This is a genomic window from Aquiflexum balticum DSM 16537, from assembly GCF_900176595.1.
GTDB lineage: Bacteria > Bacteroidota > Bacteroidia > Cytophagales > Cyclobacteriaceae > Aquiflexum > Aquiflexum balticum.
The window spans coordinates 3,135,130-3,149,288 of the sequence record NZ_LT838813.1; the positions used below are offsets into that span (position 1 = coordinate 3,135,130).

Annotated in this window: 15 protein-coding genes; 6 read left to right on the forward strand and 9 right to left on the reverse strand. The window is 38.2% G+C overall.

All coding sequences use genetic code 11. The features are described 5' to 3' along the window. Positions 1–44: 44 nt before the first annotated feature. From B9A52_RS13300 to B9A52_RS13310, 3 genes are all read right to left on the reverse strand, one after another. Positions 45–374 carry a hypothetical protein gene (locus tag B9A52_RS13300; RefSeq protein WP_084120927.1) on the reverse strand — a complete coding sequence of 110 codons (330 nt, stop codon included), beginning with the start codon at positions 372–374 and terminating at the stop codon, positions 45–47. A gap of 434 nt (positions 375–808) precedes the next feature. Further along, positions 809–1,030: a DUF433 domain-containing protein gene (locus tag B9A52_RS13305; protein WP_084120928.1), complete on the reverse strand. Its 222-nt coding sequence runs from the start codon at positions 1,028–1,030 to the stop codon at positions 809–811. A gap of 508 nt (positions 1,031–1,538) precedes the next feature. Beyond that, the gene (locus B9A52_RS13310) at positions 1,539–4,724 is read right to left on the reverse strand and encodes a VPS10 domain-containing protein (protein ID WP_084120929.1); all 3,186 of its coding nucleotides are present in this window, start codon (positions 4,722–4,724) and stop codon (positions 1,539–1,541) included. A gap of 364 nt (positions 4,725–5,088) precedes the next feature. Here B9A52_RS13310 and B9A52_RS13315 point away from each other — a divergent pair, with 364 nt between their 5' ends. From B9A52_RS13315 to B9A52_RS13325, 3 genes are read left to right on the forward strand one after another with little or no spacing between them, the layout of a single operon-like run. Further along, positions 5,089–6,243: a LysM peptidoglycan-binding domain-containing protein gene (locus B9A52_RS13315; protein ID WP_084123514.1), complete on the forward strand. Its 1,155-nt coding sequence runs from the start codon at positions 5,089–5,091 to the stop codon at positions 6,241–6,243. A gap of 11 nt (positions 6,244–6,254) precedes the next feature. After that, the gene (locus B9A52_RS13320) at positions 6,255–6,809 is read left to right on the forward strand and encodes a hypothetical protein (protein WP_084120930.1); all 555 of its coding nucleotides are present in this window, start codon (positions 6,255–6,257) and stop codon (positions 6,807–6,809) included. Between the two features lies 1 nt (position 6,810). Continuing rightward, a complete protein-coding gene (locus tag B9A52_RS13325) occupies positions 6,811–7,575 on the forward strand; it encodes a TIGR02757 family protein (protein ID WP_084120931.1) in 765 nt (254 codons plus the stop codon). Between the two features lie 21 nt (positions 7,576–7,596). On the opposite strand, the gene pyrE is transcribed toward B9A52_RS13325, so the two are convergent. Next, a complete protein-coding gene (pyrE, locus tag B9A52_RS13330) occupies positions 7,597–8,244 on the reverse strand; it encodes an orotate phosphoribosyltransferase (RefSeq protein WP_084120932.1) in 648 nt (215 codons plus the stop codon). A gap of 106 nt (positions 8,245–8,350) precedes the next feature. Between pyrE and B9A52_RS13335 the strand changes: the two genes are divergently transcribed. After that, the gene (locus B9A52_RS13335) at positions 8,351–9,037 is read left to right on the forward strand and encodes an NUDIX hydrolase (protein WP_084120933.1); all 687 of its coding nucleotides are present in this window, start codon (positions 8,351–8,353) and stop codon (positions 9,035–9,037) included. On the opposite strand, the gene coaD is transcribed toward B9A52_RS13335, so the two are convergent. Genes coaD through B9A52_RS13355 form a run of 4 tightly spaced genes read right to left on the reverse strand, consistent with a single transcriptional unit; the run spans position 9,025 to position 11,621 of the window. Beyond that, positions 9,025–9,480 (reverse strand): pantetheine-phosphate adenylyltransferase, encoded by a 456-nt coding sequence (coaD, locus tag B9A52_RS13340; RefSeq protein ID WP_084120934.1) that lies wholly within the window; start codon positions 9,478–9,480, stop codon positions 9,025–9,027. The two genes, B9A52_RS13335 and coaD, sit on opposite strands and share 13 nt — an antisense overlap. A 10-nt stretch (positions 9,481–9,490) precedes the next feature. After that, positions 9,491–10,324, reverse strand: a complete 834-nt coding sequence (locus tag B9A52_RS13345; protein ID WP_157370154.1) for a DUF3822 family protein — start codon at positions 10,322–10,324, stop codon at positions 9,491–9,493. Between the two features lie 2 nt (positions 10,325–10,326). After that, entirely contained in the window at positions 10,327–10,908 is a 582-nt protein-coding gene (locus B9A52_RS13350; RefSeq protein WP_084120936.1) for a hypothetical protein, read from the reverse strand. 53 nt (positions 10,909–10,961) lie between these two features. Continuing rightward, a complete protein-coding gene (locus tag B9A52_RS13355) occupies positions 10,962–11,621 on the reverse strand; it encodes an NUDIX hydrolase (RefSeq protein ID WP_317045519.1) in 660 nt (219 codons plus the stop codon). On the opposite strand from B9A52_RS13355, the gene B9A52_RS13360 reads away from it, so the two are divergent. Beyond that, positions 11,590–12,936 carry an ATP-dependent DNA helicase gene (locus B9A52_RS13360; RefSeq protein ID WP_394334897.1) on the forward strand — a complete coding sequence of 449 codons (1,347 nt, stop codon included), beginning with the start codon at positions 11,590–11,592 and terminating at the stop codon, positions 12,934–12,936. The genes B9A52_RS13355 and B9A52_RS13360 overlap by 32 nt on opposite strands. 17 nt (positions 12,937–12,953) lie before the next feature. Then, positions 12,954–13,346, forward strand: coding sequence for a DUF1573 domain-containing protein (locus B9A52_RS13365; protein ID WP_084120939.1), 393 nt, complete (start codon positions 12,954–12,956; stop codon positions 13,344–13,346). A 67-nt stretch (positions 13,347–13,413) separates the two neighbouring features. Here B9A52_RS13365 and B9A52_RS13370 read toward each other — a convergent pair whose 3' ends face one another. Continuing rightward, positions 13,414–14,115, reverse strand: a complete 702-nt coding sequence (locus tag B9A52_RS13370) for a DUF4377 domain-containing protein (protein WP_084120940.1) — start codon at positions 14,113–14,115, stop codon at positions 13,414–13,416. Positions 14,116–14,159 lie beyond the last annotated feature (44 nt).

The window sequence follows — 14,159 nt, forward strand, 5'->3', positions numbered from 1 at the left end:
TAGCTGCTCTATAAAGCAAAAATCTGGACTTGCCTGGCTTTAAATTAATTCTGATTTAAAGTTAAATGTAAACTCCTTCCTCCTAAACTATCAATTCTATAAACTTTTAGCACTTCCGAACCTTTTTCTTTAACAATGAGATCTCCGGGTTTTACATCGTGATAGTCGTAAAGTACAAAACGCTGTAACCTTAATTTATTTCCATTTTTATCATATAACACAGATCTTAAAACATGAGTAGTTTCAACCCTATCAACTTCAAAGTTAATTGCTAACTTTTTTTCATTCTCTACTTGCATCAAAGACAAAACCACAGTCAACACAATTACTACTGCTGCAAAGATTGCCAAGAAAAACATTGATTTTCTTTTCATTTGATTTATTTTTTGAAATGCTTTAGAACAATTGACAGCTGTAACTTACCCTCATATTCTTACCAATTTGTAATTTACCAATTACGCAGTTGAAGGTCGTCACCTGTCTCAAGTTAACTCTTGAAACATGAATTGCAAATTCTAATGGATAGAAAAGTGTAATTGCTCCCTGTATTCTGGCCCTTCGCTAGATTAGTCCAAATGGAATAATCTTTAACCCTCCATCCTCTATCGCATCATATTGGTAAGTGATTTTGCGGTTTGTTCCGGTCAGGATGATTTTGGTCGGCAGGTCTAGGTGGTTGTAAATGATTTTGCTTGACTTTTTTCTCAAAAGATATCCAAATAGCAATCATCCTTTTGATTTAAAAATACTTCTTGATTCTCCAACTCAGATTTTCGTCTATTAAAATCTTCATCTGCAATATTAAAACCTAGACAGATAACTTGACTTTCTTTTCTGCATCTGCTGCATAAGCTAAACTTGCTTTGATATCATCAAGAGTTAATTCAGGAAAATCTTGCAGAATCTCTTCATTCGTCATTCCGGAAGCCAGATAGCCTAAAATATCATAGACGGTTATTCTCATACCTCTTATACAGGGTTTACCCCCTCTTTTACCTGGCTCGATGGTAATTATTTCTCTGTAGTCCATTATATCAAGATTTTATATAAAAATACATATTAATTCTAACATGTTAATAGGTTCAATACTTTACCTGCGAAAATTTGAACATTCCATTTTGATGCTTTAGTTGGATTTATTTTCCACGGATACTTTAACTCGTCTGGGTGTAGAATAAGGTTGGAAAGTGAAAGGGTGAATCCTGATAGCCATCTGAATGCATCTTCACCCTTATATTCTTACCATTTTGGACTTGGCCAATTTCGCAATTGAAGCTCTGCGCCTTTCTCAAAGTTAATTCTTGAAACATGAATTGCAAATTCTATTGGATAGAAAGGCGAAGTTGCTCTCGACAGCTGTGCGGGAAAGACTAGCGACTTCGCCATCCTATTACCTGATGAGGTTCAAGTTTTCCAACAACATTAGAAAAAAACCACCACAGTTTACCTATGGTGGTTTTTTATTATTTCAAACCTGAATATTGAAAGTAACCATCTTCGGTCTCCCGTCTCCCGTCCTTTCACAATTTATAAAGCAATCACTTCACTTCCACCTTCTCAATCTCCTTGAAAATATCGATTTTGGTATTTCTGGCTTTTTCTTCAAATACTTTCCAGTCATTTTCAAAGAATTCATTCCATACTTTCAGTGCTTCCTCCGCACTTTCTTTGGCCTGTTGCAACAACCTGTCCTCTGTTGGTCCGGGAGCGCCATAAGATGAGTTGGCATAGCTTCGAGGAGCGAATAGTCTTGACATGGTAGTTGGATAGAGATTTCTGACAATTCCCTGTCCTTCTTTGGTGGGTCCATAGAATGCTTCTCTGGTGCTGTCTATTTTCTTTTTGGTTTCATTGGCTAGTTTTACCAATTCTTTGACTTCTGCATCATCGACATCTTTGGCAAATGTGATGATTTTGTCCACTGTATTTTTGGCGTCATCCAACTGTCGGGTAGCTTTCATGACATCAGCCGTCAAGATTTCAGTTTGTTTGATGAATTCCTCTCGGGCTTGTAAATCCGCCAAATCTGCTTGAATCCTTGGATCAGAGTGAACTACAATAGAACCCTCAGAACGGATATCACCATATTGATACACCACTTTATAAGTCCCGGGTAATGCTGCACCACCGCTCGGTTCAAAGAAACCGCGTGCTCTTTGGCCGCCACCTCCGCCTCCTCTGCCAAAAGGAGTATCGACAGAAGATTTCCGATCCAAGTTCCAGATTACCTGATTGACTCCATTTGTCGGAAGTTTTTTGATGGTTCTGATTTGTTGGCCTGCAGCATCAAATATGGAAACAGTCACAGAATCCAATTTTTCTTTTCCAGGGTCATTAATGACAAAACTTAGTCTTCCACCTAACGGCCTGTTTTCAGCAGCATATTTTCCGTCTGCAGGAAATCTTTCACCGTGTGGCTGGTGAATTTCTGCCTGATAGGCATCAGAAGAAGGAACGGCTGTAATTTTGCCTTCAGGTGCTTTACCTTGGTTTTTGGCATAAATTCTCAAGGGCCTGATATCATCCAAGACATATAGAGAACGACCAAAGGTACCGATAACCAAATCAGCCTCTCTTTCCTGTATGACCATGTCGTAAGTAGAAACTGCATTTGGATAGCCGTGTCTCCATTGATTCCAAGTCTTGGCATTGTCAAAACTCACATACAATCCGAACTCTGTTCCTAGGAATACTAAGTTTGGTTCAACGGGATCTTGAATAATAGAAAGGGCAAATCCCCAAACTTTATTGTCGTCGGCTATCCTTTCATAGCTATTGCCATAATTTTTGGTTCTATAGGCATAAGCAGAAAAATCATTATTTCGGTAATTATTAGCGATTATCCAAGCTTCTCCCGCATCATATCTGGAAGCTTGGATCTGTGGAATCCAACTTGCTTTTGGTAAGCCGGTAAGTTTGGCTGATGTATTGGACCAGGATTTTCCTCCATCTTTTGTTACCTGCACATTGCCATCATCGGTACCTACCCAGATTACATTTTTATCTATTGGGCTTGGAGCAATCGCAATGATTGTGGTGTGGTTTTCTGCCCCTGTGATATCAAAGGTCAAGCCACCTGTTTCCTGTTGCTTTTGTTTTTCAGGATCATTGGTGGTCAGATCCGGTGAAATGATCTCCCATGTCTCTCCACGATCGGTGCTTTTGTGAAGGAATTGGCTGCCGTAATAAATGGTGGCTGCATCATGGGGGTCTTGGGCTATTGCTGCATTCCAATTGAATCTTAGGAAAACGTCTTTATCAGGATGCGTTGGCTTAATGGTTCTTTTGTGCCCTGTTTCTTTGTCAAAGCGAGTGACATTTCCTCCTTGGGACATAGAATATCCGAATCTGGAATTTTCAGGATCTGAAACAACATCAAAACCATCACCAAATTGGATTTCCTGCCAATAGGTGTTTCTTATGCCATCTCTTCGCCAAACATATGCAGGTCCTACCCAGCTACCATTGTCCTGAAGACCACCATAAATATTGTAAGGAATTTCGTTGTCTACATTAATATGGTACCATTGTCCAACAGGAATGTTCTCAGCAAAATACCAAGTTTTTCCGCCATCCCGGGTAATGTTCAGACCGCCGTCGTTTCCATCTATCATGAGGCTTGGATCGTTGGGGTTGATATACCAGGCATGATGATCCGGGTGAACACCTGCATATGAGAGAAGTTCGGTGAAAGTCCGTCCTCCATCTTCGCTTATTCCCACTCTTGAATAAAGCGTAAATAACCTATCTGCATTTTTTGGATCAGCGTGGATTTCAAAATAATAAAATGGTCTGTCACCGATTTCAGGTTTGTCATTGACCATTTTGAAATTATCCCCGCCATCTTCTGAAACATAAAGGGCATTTTTAGTGGACTCGACTAAAGCATATACTTTATTGCTGTTGGCTTTGGAGATGGTAAGCCCCATTCGGCCTAAATTACCCTTCGGTAATCCATTTTTATCATCCAGTTTTTTCCAATTATCACCCCCGTCAAGGGTTACAAACAAACCTGAAGAGGCTCCACCTGAATTGAAAAACCATGGATAACGACGGTGTTCCCACATATTGACAAAAATCTTGTTGGGATTATTTGGATCCATGATCATTTCGCCGACACCTGTTTTGGTATCAATGTAAAGGATCTTTTTCCAGGTTTTCCCGCCATCAGTTGTTTTATAGACTCCTCTTTCCTCTTGTTCTCCCCAAGGTGATCCTATGGCTCCTACAAATACGGTATTGGGATCGTCAGGATGAACAATTATTCTGTGAATCGCCATGGTTTTTTCGAGTCCCATCATTTGCCATGTTTTACCGGCATCCAAGGATCTGTATACACCATATCCCATATTCAGGGAATTCCGGGGATTGCCCTCTCCGGTACCTACCCAAATGATATTTGGGTTTTTTTGATAAATGGAAATTGCTCCTATCGAATGGACTTTTTCCTCATCAAATATCGGTTTCCAAGTAATGCCCCCTGAAGTTGATTTCCACAGGCCACCGGAAGCAGAACCTGCATAAATGATAGAAGGATTGTCATCTACAGCATCGATGGCTGTAATCCGGCCGCTCATAGCAGCAGGGCCAACGCTCCGGGCTTTCATTTCCTTGAATTGACTCATGTCAATTTGTTGGGCAAAAAGATTATCCTGCGGACTAAATACCAGCAGCAAAATTCCTAATCCCAAAAAACATATTCGGGTAAATATTTTGTTTCTCATAAATTATTTTTGACTATTTCAAAAAGTAAATAAGTGCAAATTGCTGAAGTAAAATATTGATTTTAGTTGAGAGGGGTATTTGTATTGATGGAAGGGTTATAGTTTTTTTAATGGGAACTGTAATTAAGGAGGCTCATAAATTCCAGGAAATTTTATTGTTTTGAAAAAACTCAAGAATTGAATTTTCTTTTTTTTTATTATTGTTATTAAGCCAAAATCATGAAAGTTCAATTTAATTTTTGAAAACAAACCCTTCATAATTCGTTATAGAAGATCGTAGGCAAGATTATCCAACCAAAGGGTTTCTTTCCTTGCTATTGAAAAAATAAATATGAACTTTGTGCAAAAAGTAGGTCAAAACTTTATGAAAAAGATTGTTGTATTTGGATTCTGTATTGCTTTTAGTTTGGGATTACAGGCTGCAGAATTGGTATTGGTTGATTCCGTTGGTATTGAAAAAATAGGAAATAAAACCTTTATAATCCATCAGGTTGCGGAGAGAGAAACCTTATTTGGTATTTCAAGAAGATACCAAGTGGCAGTGAATGACATCATCCAGAATAACGAACAACTTGAGGATGGATTGAAAATGGGGCAGCGGATTAGAGTTCCCTATATATCCAAAACCGCTATTCCCGAAGGGGCAAAACTCCATAAGGTTGAACCAGGGGAAACCCTTTTTGGAATTTCAAAAAAATACAATGTCTCTGTGGGTGATATATTGGCATGGAATAAATTGCAGGGTTCGGATTTGAGTGTTGGTCAGTCATTGGTCATTCAAGGAGTCGAAGAAGAAGTAACTCCGCCTACCTCTGACCAAGGCATTGTCGCTGCCAAAGCTGTCTCGGCAACTGTTCCAGTAGAATCCAAAACTGAGGAAATTAAAACAGCTGTTACTGAAAAAGCTACAAATAGTCCAGCCAAAAGTTCAGAAACAGCGCCTGTTATCAATACCAATGCGAATGGCATGGGTTCTAATTTGCCAGGTGATTGGATTACGCATGTTGTAGAACAAGGTGAAACTTTGTTTTCCATCACCAAAAAATATGAGGCGAATATGGAGGACATCAAGGCTTGGAACGCTTTGAATTCAAATAACATTTCCGTCGGGCAGAAATTAAAGGTCGGAAGAGAACAGACCTCCTCAGTGCCTGTAGTGACTTCTACGGTACCTGTCATTGTAAACAATGAAAAGGCCAATGCCACCCTGACTACGCCAAATACCGTTACCTCTGCGGGCGAGGATATGGCATACAAAAACATCAAACAAACTGGATTGGCGGAGGTGATTGAGGGTACGGGGAATCACAAAAAATATTTGGTTCTGCATCGGGACGCACCTGTAGGTACAATCATGCGAGTGAGAAATGAAGAGAATGATATCACTATTTTTGCGAGAGTAGTGGGTGTACTTCCTCAGACAGGTGATAATAGTAAATTGGTCATCAAGCTTTCAAAGGCTGCTTTTGATCAACTCCGAGCAGTAAATGCCCGTTTCCCTGTAGAAATTTCCTATTGATTTGAAATTGAATGAATAAATTCCAATTGATATTCCATCATTTTTTCAGATTTATCTGGAATGCCATCTTCGTGATAACTTATCCGATTTTGGCCACTTTTGGATTATTGTTTATTGGTATTACCTATTTTTTTTCAGCTATTTCCCGACTACTTGCCGGATTTGGTCCAAAGAAAAAAAATAAAGAAGAAATTCAGGGAGACTGGCTTCCATTAATGGATTCGGGCGATTTATTGGAGGCAAAAATCTATAAACAAATTATGTTTGGTCCCTCTTGTTTTAAAATCAGGAGGGTTGATGGGATACCTTCTGTTTTGGAAGACCACTATTTTGGAAACAAGGTCAGGTTCATTGAAGAAGGAATATTGCTCGAAAAATGGAATTCCACCGAATCAAAAGACTTACCTGATTTTGATATCTGCCTTTATGAACCTGATTTGGATAGCCTTACATCTTTGACCAACATCAAATGTTTTGATTGGCATCTTTCTGATAAAGAGGACAATGAATTATTGTTTAAATGGTTTGATGGAATTCAGGGTGGGGAAGTAAAGGTGGCGATATAGGATGGATTTAAAGGACTTTTTAGACCAGAAAGTGTCGGAATACAATACTTCTGCCTTCATTGAATTGGATCCTGTGTCTATTCCACATCGATTTTCGAAAAAGCAGGATATTGAAATAGCAGGTTTTTTTGCAGCCATATTGGCTTGGGGACAAAGAAAGACTATTATCAATAAGTGTGGTGATTTATTGGCAATGATGGATAATTCACCGCATGATTTTGTTTTAAATCATTCTGAAGAAGATTTAAAAGTTTTTTTGAATTTTAAGCACCGCACTTTCAACGATATTGATACTTTATATTTCATTCATTTTTTTTCATGGTTTTATAAAGAAAATGACAGTCTTGAAAAGGCATTTACCATTGGATGGAAACCTGGAATTGATGTGATGGAGGTACTCCTGAAAAACTTTCATCAATTCTTTTTTCAATTACCTGAAGCGCCAAATAGGACAAAAAAGCATATTGCTACCCCTGAACGAAATTCAGCCTGCAAAAGGCTGAACATGTTTTTGAGGTGGATGGTAAGGAGCGATTCCAAGGGAGTTGATTTTGGATTGTGGCAAAAAATTAAGCCATATCAATTAATTTGCCCTTGTGATTTGCATGTAGACAGGGTAGGCAGGAAATTGGGTTTGATTTCAAGAAAGCAAACAGACTGGCAAACAGCCCAAGAACTTACGGGAAGATTAAGACAATTTGACCCAATGGATCCGGTTAAATATGACTTTGCCCTTTTTGGATTGGGGATAGAGGAGAAGTTTTGAACAGTTTGTACTAAAGAATTACTAAACTGGTTTCCAGGATGCAGGATCTTTCCGCCATTCTACCAAAGAAGCAAGGGTGCTGTCATCTATGTAATCATTGGCCAATGCCGGAGTAAGCAAAGAGGAATAATCACTTAAACAAATCAGTTTTACTCCAGCCTCTTTGAAGTTTTTTTCGGCAATTTCAAAACCATAAGTGAAAATGGCTACCATTCCCAGAACTTCAAAACCGGCAGCCCTAAGGTCGGCTACAGCCTTTAATGAACTTCCGCCGGTAGATACTAGGTCTTCAACAACAACGACTTTTTGGCCAACAGTAACTTTTCCTTCGATCATATTTTCCATTCCATGACCTTTGGGCTTGGACCGAACATAAACGAAGGGAAGAGAAAGTTCATCCGCCAATAAGGCACCTTGAGGGATACCTGCTGTTGCGACACCAGCTATGGCTTCCGCAGTGGTAAAATTCGTTTTGATCACCTGTGCCAGACTTTCTTTGATAAAATTCCTAACTGCAGGATAGGAAAGTGAAAGTCTGTTGTCACAATAAATCGGAGATTTCCAACCTGATGCCCAGGTAAATGGTTTCTCAGGCTGAAGGCGGATTGCTTTTATTTCCAAAAGTTGAGTAGCTACTTCAGAAGCTATTTTTTTATCGAATATTTCCATGGCCTAAAATTAAGGTATAAAAAGTAAGCAGGGATTGTGCAGGCTAAAAAAAATTATGCATTTTTGAGTTAAATATTTTATACCACTACTGATAATCCTGCCGGTTATGAAGATTTTTATCAACGATAAGCCTTTGGATTTATTTACCTATGAAGAGTTGCCAAAGGATAAAACGTTTGAATGTGTATATGACCATCCAATTGATATTCCTGCTACCGGTGACTTTCATGATGATGTACTTATCATTGAACCCACAGGAGATGTGATTATTAAATTACTTTATCTTTTGAGAACCAGAAAACTGAAACATCTGGATTCGGTATCAGTGGTAGTGAAGGATAAACCAAAGATGAAAGCTTTTATCAAAAGCAGATTTACGGTCATTAAAGCAGCCGGTGGTGTTGTAACCAAAGGTGATAAAGTACTTTTTATCCATAGGTTAAACAAATGGGATCTTCCTAAAGGAAAGTTTGATAGGGGAGAAAAACCTTCAGAATGCGCTTTGAGGGAAGTGGAAGAGGAGTGTAATATTAAAGTGAGACTAGGAAATGAAATCTGTAAAACTTGGCATACTTATACCCATGACAGGAAAAGCATTCTTAAAAAAACCTATTGGTACAGCATGGAGTGTATTTCAGATCAGGATATGAAGCCCCAAAAAGAAGAGGGAATTTCCGATATCAGGTGGATGTCCCACTATGAAGCCAAAACGGCCTTGGTCAATTCTTACCCCTCTATGCGTTATTTATATAAAAGATTTTTAAAATTGGTCCCAAAGGTTCATAACGTGTAAGGCAAATATCCCTGTACGTCTCCGCCATACCGGTGAATTTCTCTGATTACAGTCGAACTTACTGTGGCATATTGAGGTGAGGTGATCAGAAAAACCGTTTCCAGATCAGGATTTAAGTTTCGGTTCATTTGGCTGATGGTATTTTCATATTCAAAATCAGTGGTGTTCCTCAATCCTCTAACCAAGAACCTGGCTTCATGTTTTTTGGCAAGGGTGGATGTCAGTTCATTGTAAACCAATACCTGTACATTAGGATTGTCCTGATAAATCCCTGAGATTTTATTTACCATCAGGTCTATTTCAAAATAACGGTTATTTTTAGCAGAATTAAATCCTATCGCTATGATTACTTTATCAAAAAGGTTGAGACTTCTCACAACAATATCATGATGACCTTTTGTAAAGGGGTCAAATGAACCAGGAAATATGGCCGTCTTTTTCATAATTGGGGTATTAGGGGAGTTCCCAAAAAGATTCAAAAGTTTTTGGATTTTGAAAACTTTGGGTCCCTTCTTGGTAATGAATATTGGATAAAGGCGAGGAAATAGCGAAGTTTTTGAAATATTGAGAGACCCAATTATCATCTATTCCATATAAAGAAGAATTTCCGAAAATGGAAAGTCTGCAATAATTTGCATTGAATTCCAATTGATGGGTTATTCCAACAATATAATTAAGGATTTCTTCTTTGTTGTTGACTTCAAATCTGTTGAAAAGGACAAGTTCCTGATTTGAAAATGCGGTTAAGTAAAACCAACCTTTATGGATTAAAATTAATATTTCCTGATTTACAAGATTAAACTTTTCTTTCAATACAAAGGAAAGAAACGAAGTTGCCCCATGATGAAAATAAATTTCCGACTTATTTTCTGAAAGCATTTCAGCCAAATCTTTTCTGATTGAACCTACTAGGTGAAGATTGTTACTTTCAAGACTGGTGTCATAAACCATGCTGTTTTCCACAGGTTTTTCGGAAAAAAACAAGAATACAGAGGATAAGGCAGGGTCAAACAATGGGCCGGGAATCAATGAAAAAGGAGATGCGAAATTATAAACCCGGGTAGGAACATCCAATTGATATAATCTGTCTTCTTTGAGTTTATAATTCAGCGATCTTAGATTTTCAAAAGAATGTTTATGAATGGCAAGAATTTTCCCGTTTTGGTCTTTGGCAAAATGGAAATAATAGTCTTCATACAAGAAAAGCGATAAACTTGACACCATATTGGTATCAAATTTATCGCAGTAAATTTTTTCTTCCAGGATATTATCAGTTCTTATTTCCAAAATTACTCCCAATTACCAGAAGTAGAGGAATCGGTTCTAGAACCCACTCTGAGAGCTTTTTCTTTATTATTCTCTCTTCTTTTTGGATTGATCGGGGCAGGATCCCTGATTTCAAAAACAGGTATCTGCCTTTGATTCCTTTCGACTTTGTCCGCAAAGAATTCAAATTCCTTACCCCCTGAGCCTGGTACAACCTGAAGATTTTCAAGGTTGAAATTAGGGTATTTTCTCTCGTTGAATAAGGAGTCAATCACATTGACTGACCCTAAGGTATCCAAGGTAACAGTGATTTCCTCTTTTCCATATTCTAAAAGAGTAGTGGTTTCACTTCTTTGAACCAACCAGATTTTCCCGTTTTCAATAAAATTCTTTAGGTCATTCCAGTTGCCTGCATATTCTCCATTGGATGCTATGTAAGCTGTTTGGGCATCACGTAGCATTTGAAGTTTTTCGATTATTCTAGCTTCGGTAGCTGCGATTCTTTTTTCTTCCTGCATTACATCGTCAACACTTCTGAATAACATGTATCCGAGCCCCAATGCTCCAAGTAAGAAAACAATCGATAAAATTCTGTTTAGTGTCATTTTCGGATTGATTTAATCTATGATTTAAGTTGATGGTATTAAAGTTGAGAACGCTATTTTATGTAATTATTTTCAAAATTAAAATATCCTTTCCATAATCTCACATCATTCATGGATTTTATTCCCCAAAATAGTCGGTGTTTTTCATCATTTTTTATGGATTGTATATTATTGATGTCAAGAAAGGCAATTTCGGTGATCAACTGTCGGTCTTCAGGGAGTTCGGGATCAATTCCCATTTTCAATATACCACCTGATTGTCGGACTTCAAAATAAAGTTCGACAGCATGAAGAGGAGGTTTGAGGTATTCGAAGGTACATAGAAAATTTTCAACTGTTATTTCAATACCAGTCTCCTCCAAAAACTCTCTTTCCAGGTTCTCTACGCTGGAACTTCCGAATTTCATTCCACCGCCCGGCACATTCCAGAAAAATTTTCCATTTCCCATATTATGCTTAATCATCAAGATCTTATCATCTTGGATTAAAATTCCGTTTACACGCGTTCTTAGCCTGCCTCCGAATTTAGCATGAATTTCCTCTTCCAAAATTGTCATATATCTCTTAGCTTCGTCACTGATGACAGGTAAAGATAATGAAGCCGGGATAAAGCCATCCCTCCTTTTAAAAAGAAATTTTCCATTTGAACCGACTAAAGGCCAGTCTGATTTTTTTTCGATGATGGATCGGTTTTTTAATTTGGAAAAAGGCATTCACTCAGCTTTTCTTTTGAGAGGTTATGCAGGAACAGGAAAAACTTCTTTGATTTCTGCCTTGGTAAAATCACTTCCTAAATTGAATTTGAAGTCCTTGCTACTTGCGCCAACAGGTAGGGCCGCTAAAGTGATGGGAAACTACAGCAACAAATCTGCATTTACCATTCATAAGATCATTTACAAACCCAAAGGAGAATTGGGGGATTTGGGGCAGGGTTTCACCTTACAGAAAAATTATTACAAAGACACGCTGTTTATCATCGATGAATCTTCCATGCTGGCAGATGAGGGAAGTGCAGGTAGAAGTTTATTAAGGGACCTGATTGATTTTGTCTTTCAAGAGTCCAGTAATAAATTGATGATGGTAGGAGATATTGCACAGCTGCCACCCGTAGGAAGTTCATTAAGTCCTGCTTTAGACAAAGATTATCTTATAAGGCATTTTCGATTGCAGACTGATGGTATAGAACTCACCGAAGTAATGAGGCAACAGTTGACATCAGGAATCCTGTTCAATGCTACTGAAATAAGGTCACAACTCTGGTTAGAAAACCCAATGGTGCAGATGGTCACAAAGGGATTCAGAGATTTTTTTAGAATGACGGGTGAAAAACTTGAGGATGGACTCAGATATGCTTATAATAAATATGGAGTCGAAAGCACCATTATCGTTACGAGATCCAATAAAGCGGCAGTTCAGTACAATCAATATATCAGGCAGACGATCCATTTTTTTGAAGATGAAATCAATGCCGGGGATATGTTGATGATTGTAAAAAACAATTATACCTATATGGCAGAATCCGATCGGGTAAGCTTTTTGGCAAATGGGGATTTTGCAGAAGTGATCAAAATCCGGTCTTTTGAAGACATGTATGGGTTAAGATTTGCAACTTTGGAATTGCGCTTGATTGATTATCCGGATGAACCAAATTTTGAAGCTAAAATTATTTTGGATACTTTACACAGTTATCACCCTTCTTTGACTGCTGAGCAGTATCAGTCTTTGTATAAACAGGTTTCTGAAGATTATGCCGATATTGCCAACAAATCTGAAAGAGTGGAATTGATTAAAAAAGATTCTTATCTTTCGGCATTGCAAGTTAAGTTTTCGTATGCATTGACATGTCACAAAGCCCAAGGTGGTCAATGGGATGCGGTTTTTGTAGATCAGGGATACCTTACGGACGAAATGATCAATCAAGATTACTTGAGATGGATGTACACTGCAATGACAAGAGCTAAGAAAGAACTGTTTATGGTGAACTTTCACTCCAAATTTTACATTAATACAAATGATTTAGAAAATTAACCTAAATGCAATCAACTATGAAAAAGATGATTTTACTTATGGCGGTGACATTATTCACCTTTGCCGCCTATGCACAGGAAAAAGCTGGTCCTGTGATTGAATTTCAAGAAAAATCCATCGACTTTGGTGATATCACCCAAGGGGATAAAGTAGAACACACCTTTGTTTTTAAGAACACCGGTGACACGCCATTGCTGATTCAGAATGTGGCCGTAACCTGTGGCTGTACTGCTCCAAATTGGCCCAAAGAGCCTATTGCACCAGGAACTACGGGAGAATTGAAAGTGGTTTTTAATTCTGCCGGGAAAATGGGAAAGCAAAATTCAGTGGTAAGGGTTTACTCAAATGCTTCTGAACCTATTGAGAAAGTGTCGTTGATATCCAATGTTCTGCCAAAAGGACAAAAGTAAAGGATCAATAGATTTTGAATAAAAAAAGAGACTGCCTGAGTGAGGGGAGTCTCTTTTTTATTGAGGTTTAATCCACTTTGAGTAAGATCATCAACAATTTGCCATCCTCGTCTCTTAAAAAAAGATTTCGGTTTTCAATGGTATAATTCCTAGTGGCAGATAATTGATCACTCATCAGCCGTTCAAGCTTATTTTCTTGCTCTCCACAGGCCATCATAGTACTGGCAAGATTTCCAAAAATCAGTTCTTTTTCTGTAACCTTGGCTATTCCCCCTCTAAAGGTATTACATCCCGAAAACCCAAAAACTCTTCTCTCTGATACATTTATCTCCATAGTCAATGCCTTTTCTCTTGCCATAGGATTCTTGATTTCACCCATTTCTATGACCTTCCAAATATCCGTCAATCTCAGTGTTCTGTCAGGTTCCTGTGAAATTATTTCTACCAGCTTATAGCCCAAACTTGAAGCATCGGCAGGAATGGGATCGGGGAGCTTAAAAATGCTGACTTTAATCTGATAAATGCTGCCGGGCTGATAATCGAAGCCCTCAATATTTGAATAGAAATTCTGCCATTTTCCTTCCTGAATTTCGTATCCCTCCTGTATTTGAAGGCAGGACATGGGCCCTACTCCCGAACAAGGTAATTTAGCACTATTTATCCAAAGGACTTTTTCTTCTACCATTTGAGATACCATATCTTGGTTGGATTTACAGGACATTGTTGCAAGCAATAATATACCCAAGTAAATGATAACTGTATTTTTCATGATTTTTTGAATTTTCAGATCCCATCACAAATCTTTTGCCCAAA

Excerpts from the sequence above, each read along its gene's own strand:
- B9A52_RS13300 (WP_084120927.1), bottom strand. The coding sequence starts at position 374 with ATGAAAAGAAAATCAATGTTTTTCTTGGCAATCTTTGCAGCAGTAGTA.
- B9A52_RS13305 (WP_084120928.1), bottom strand. The coding sequence starts at position 1,030 with ATGGACTACAGAGAAATAATTACCATCGAGCCAGGTAAAAGAGGGGGT.
- B9A52_RS13310 (WP_084120929.1), bottom strand. The coding sequence starts at position 4,724 with ATGAGAAACAAAATATTTACCCGAATATGTTTTTTGGGATTAGGAATT.
- B9A52_RS13315 (WP_084123514.1), top strand. The coding sequence starts at position 5,089 with ATGAAAAAGATTGTTGTATTTGGATTCTGTATTGCTTTTAGTTTGGGA.
- B9A52_RS13320 (WP_084120930.1), top strand. The coding sequence starts at position 6,255 with ATGAATAAATTCCAATTGATATTCCATCATTTTTTCAGATTTATCTGG.
- B9A52_RS13325 (WP_084120931.1), top strand. The coding sequence starts at position 6,811 with ATGGATTTAAAGGACTTTTTAGACCAGAAAGTGTCGGAATACAATACT.
- pyrE (WP_084120932.1), bottom strand. The coding sequence starts at position 8,244 with ATGGAAATATTCGATAAAAAAATAGCTTCTGAAGTAGCTACTCAACTT.
- B9A52_RS13335 (WP_084120933.1), top strand. The coding sequence starts at position 8,351 with ATGAAGATTTTTATCAACGATAAGCCTTTGGATTTATTTACCTATGAA.
- coaD (WP_084120934.1), bottom strand. The coding sequence starts at position 9,480 with ATGAAAAAGACGGCCATATTTCCTGGTTCATTTGACCCCTTTACAAAA.
- B9A52_RS13350 (WP_084120936.1), bottom strand. The coding sequence starts at position 10,908 with ATGACACTAAACAGAATTTTATCGATTGTTTTCTTACTTGGAGCATTG.
- B9A52_RS13360 (WP_394334897.1), top strand. The coding sequence starts at position 11,590 with ATGGATCGGTTTTTTAATTTGGAAAAAGGCATTCACTCAGCTTTTCTT.
- B9A52_RS13355 (WP_317045519.1), bottom strand. The coding sequence starts at position 11,621 with ATGCCTTTTTCCAAATTAAAAAACCGATCCATCATCGAAAAAAAATCA.
- B9A52_RS13365 (WP_084120939.1), top strand. The coding sequence starts at position 12,954 with ATGAAAAAGATGATTTTACTTATGGCGGTGACATTATTCACCTTTGCC.
- B9A52_RS13370 (WP_084120940.1), bottom strand. The coding sequence starts at position 14,115 with ATGAAAAATACAGTTATCATTTACTTGGGTATATTATTGCTTGCAACA.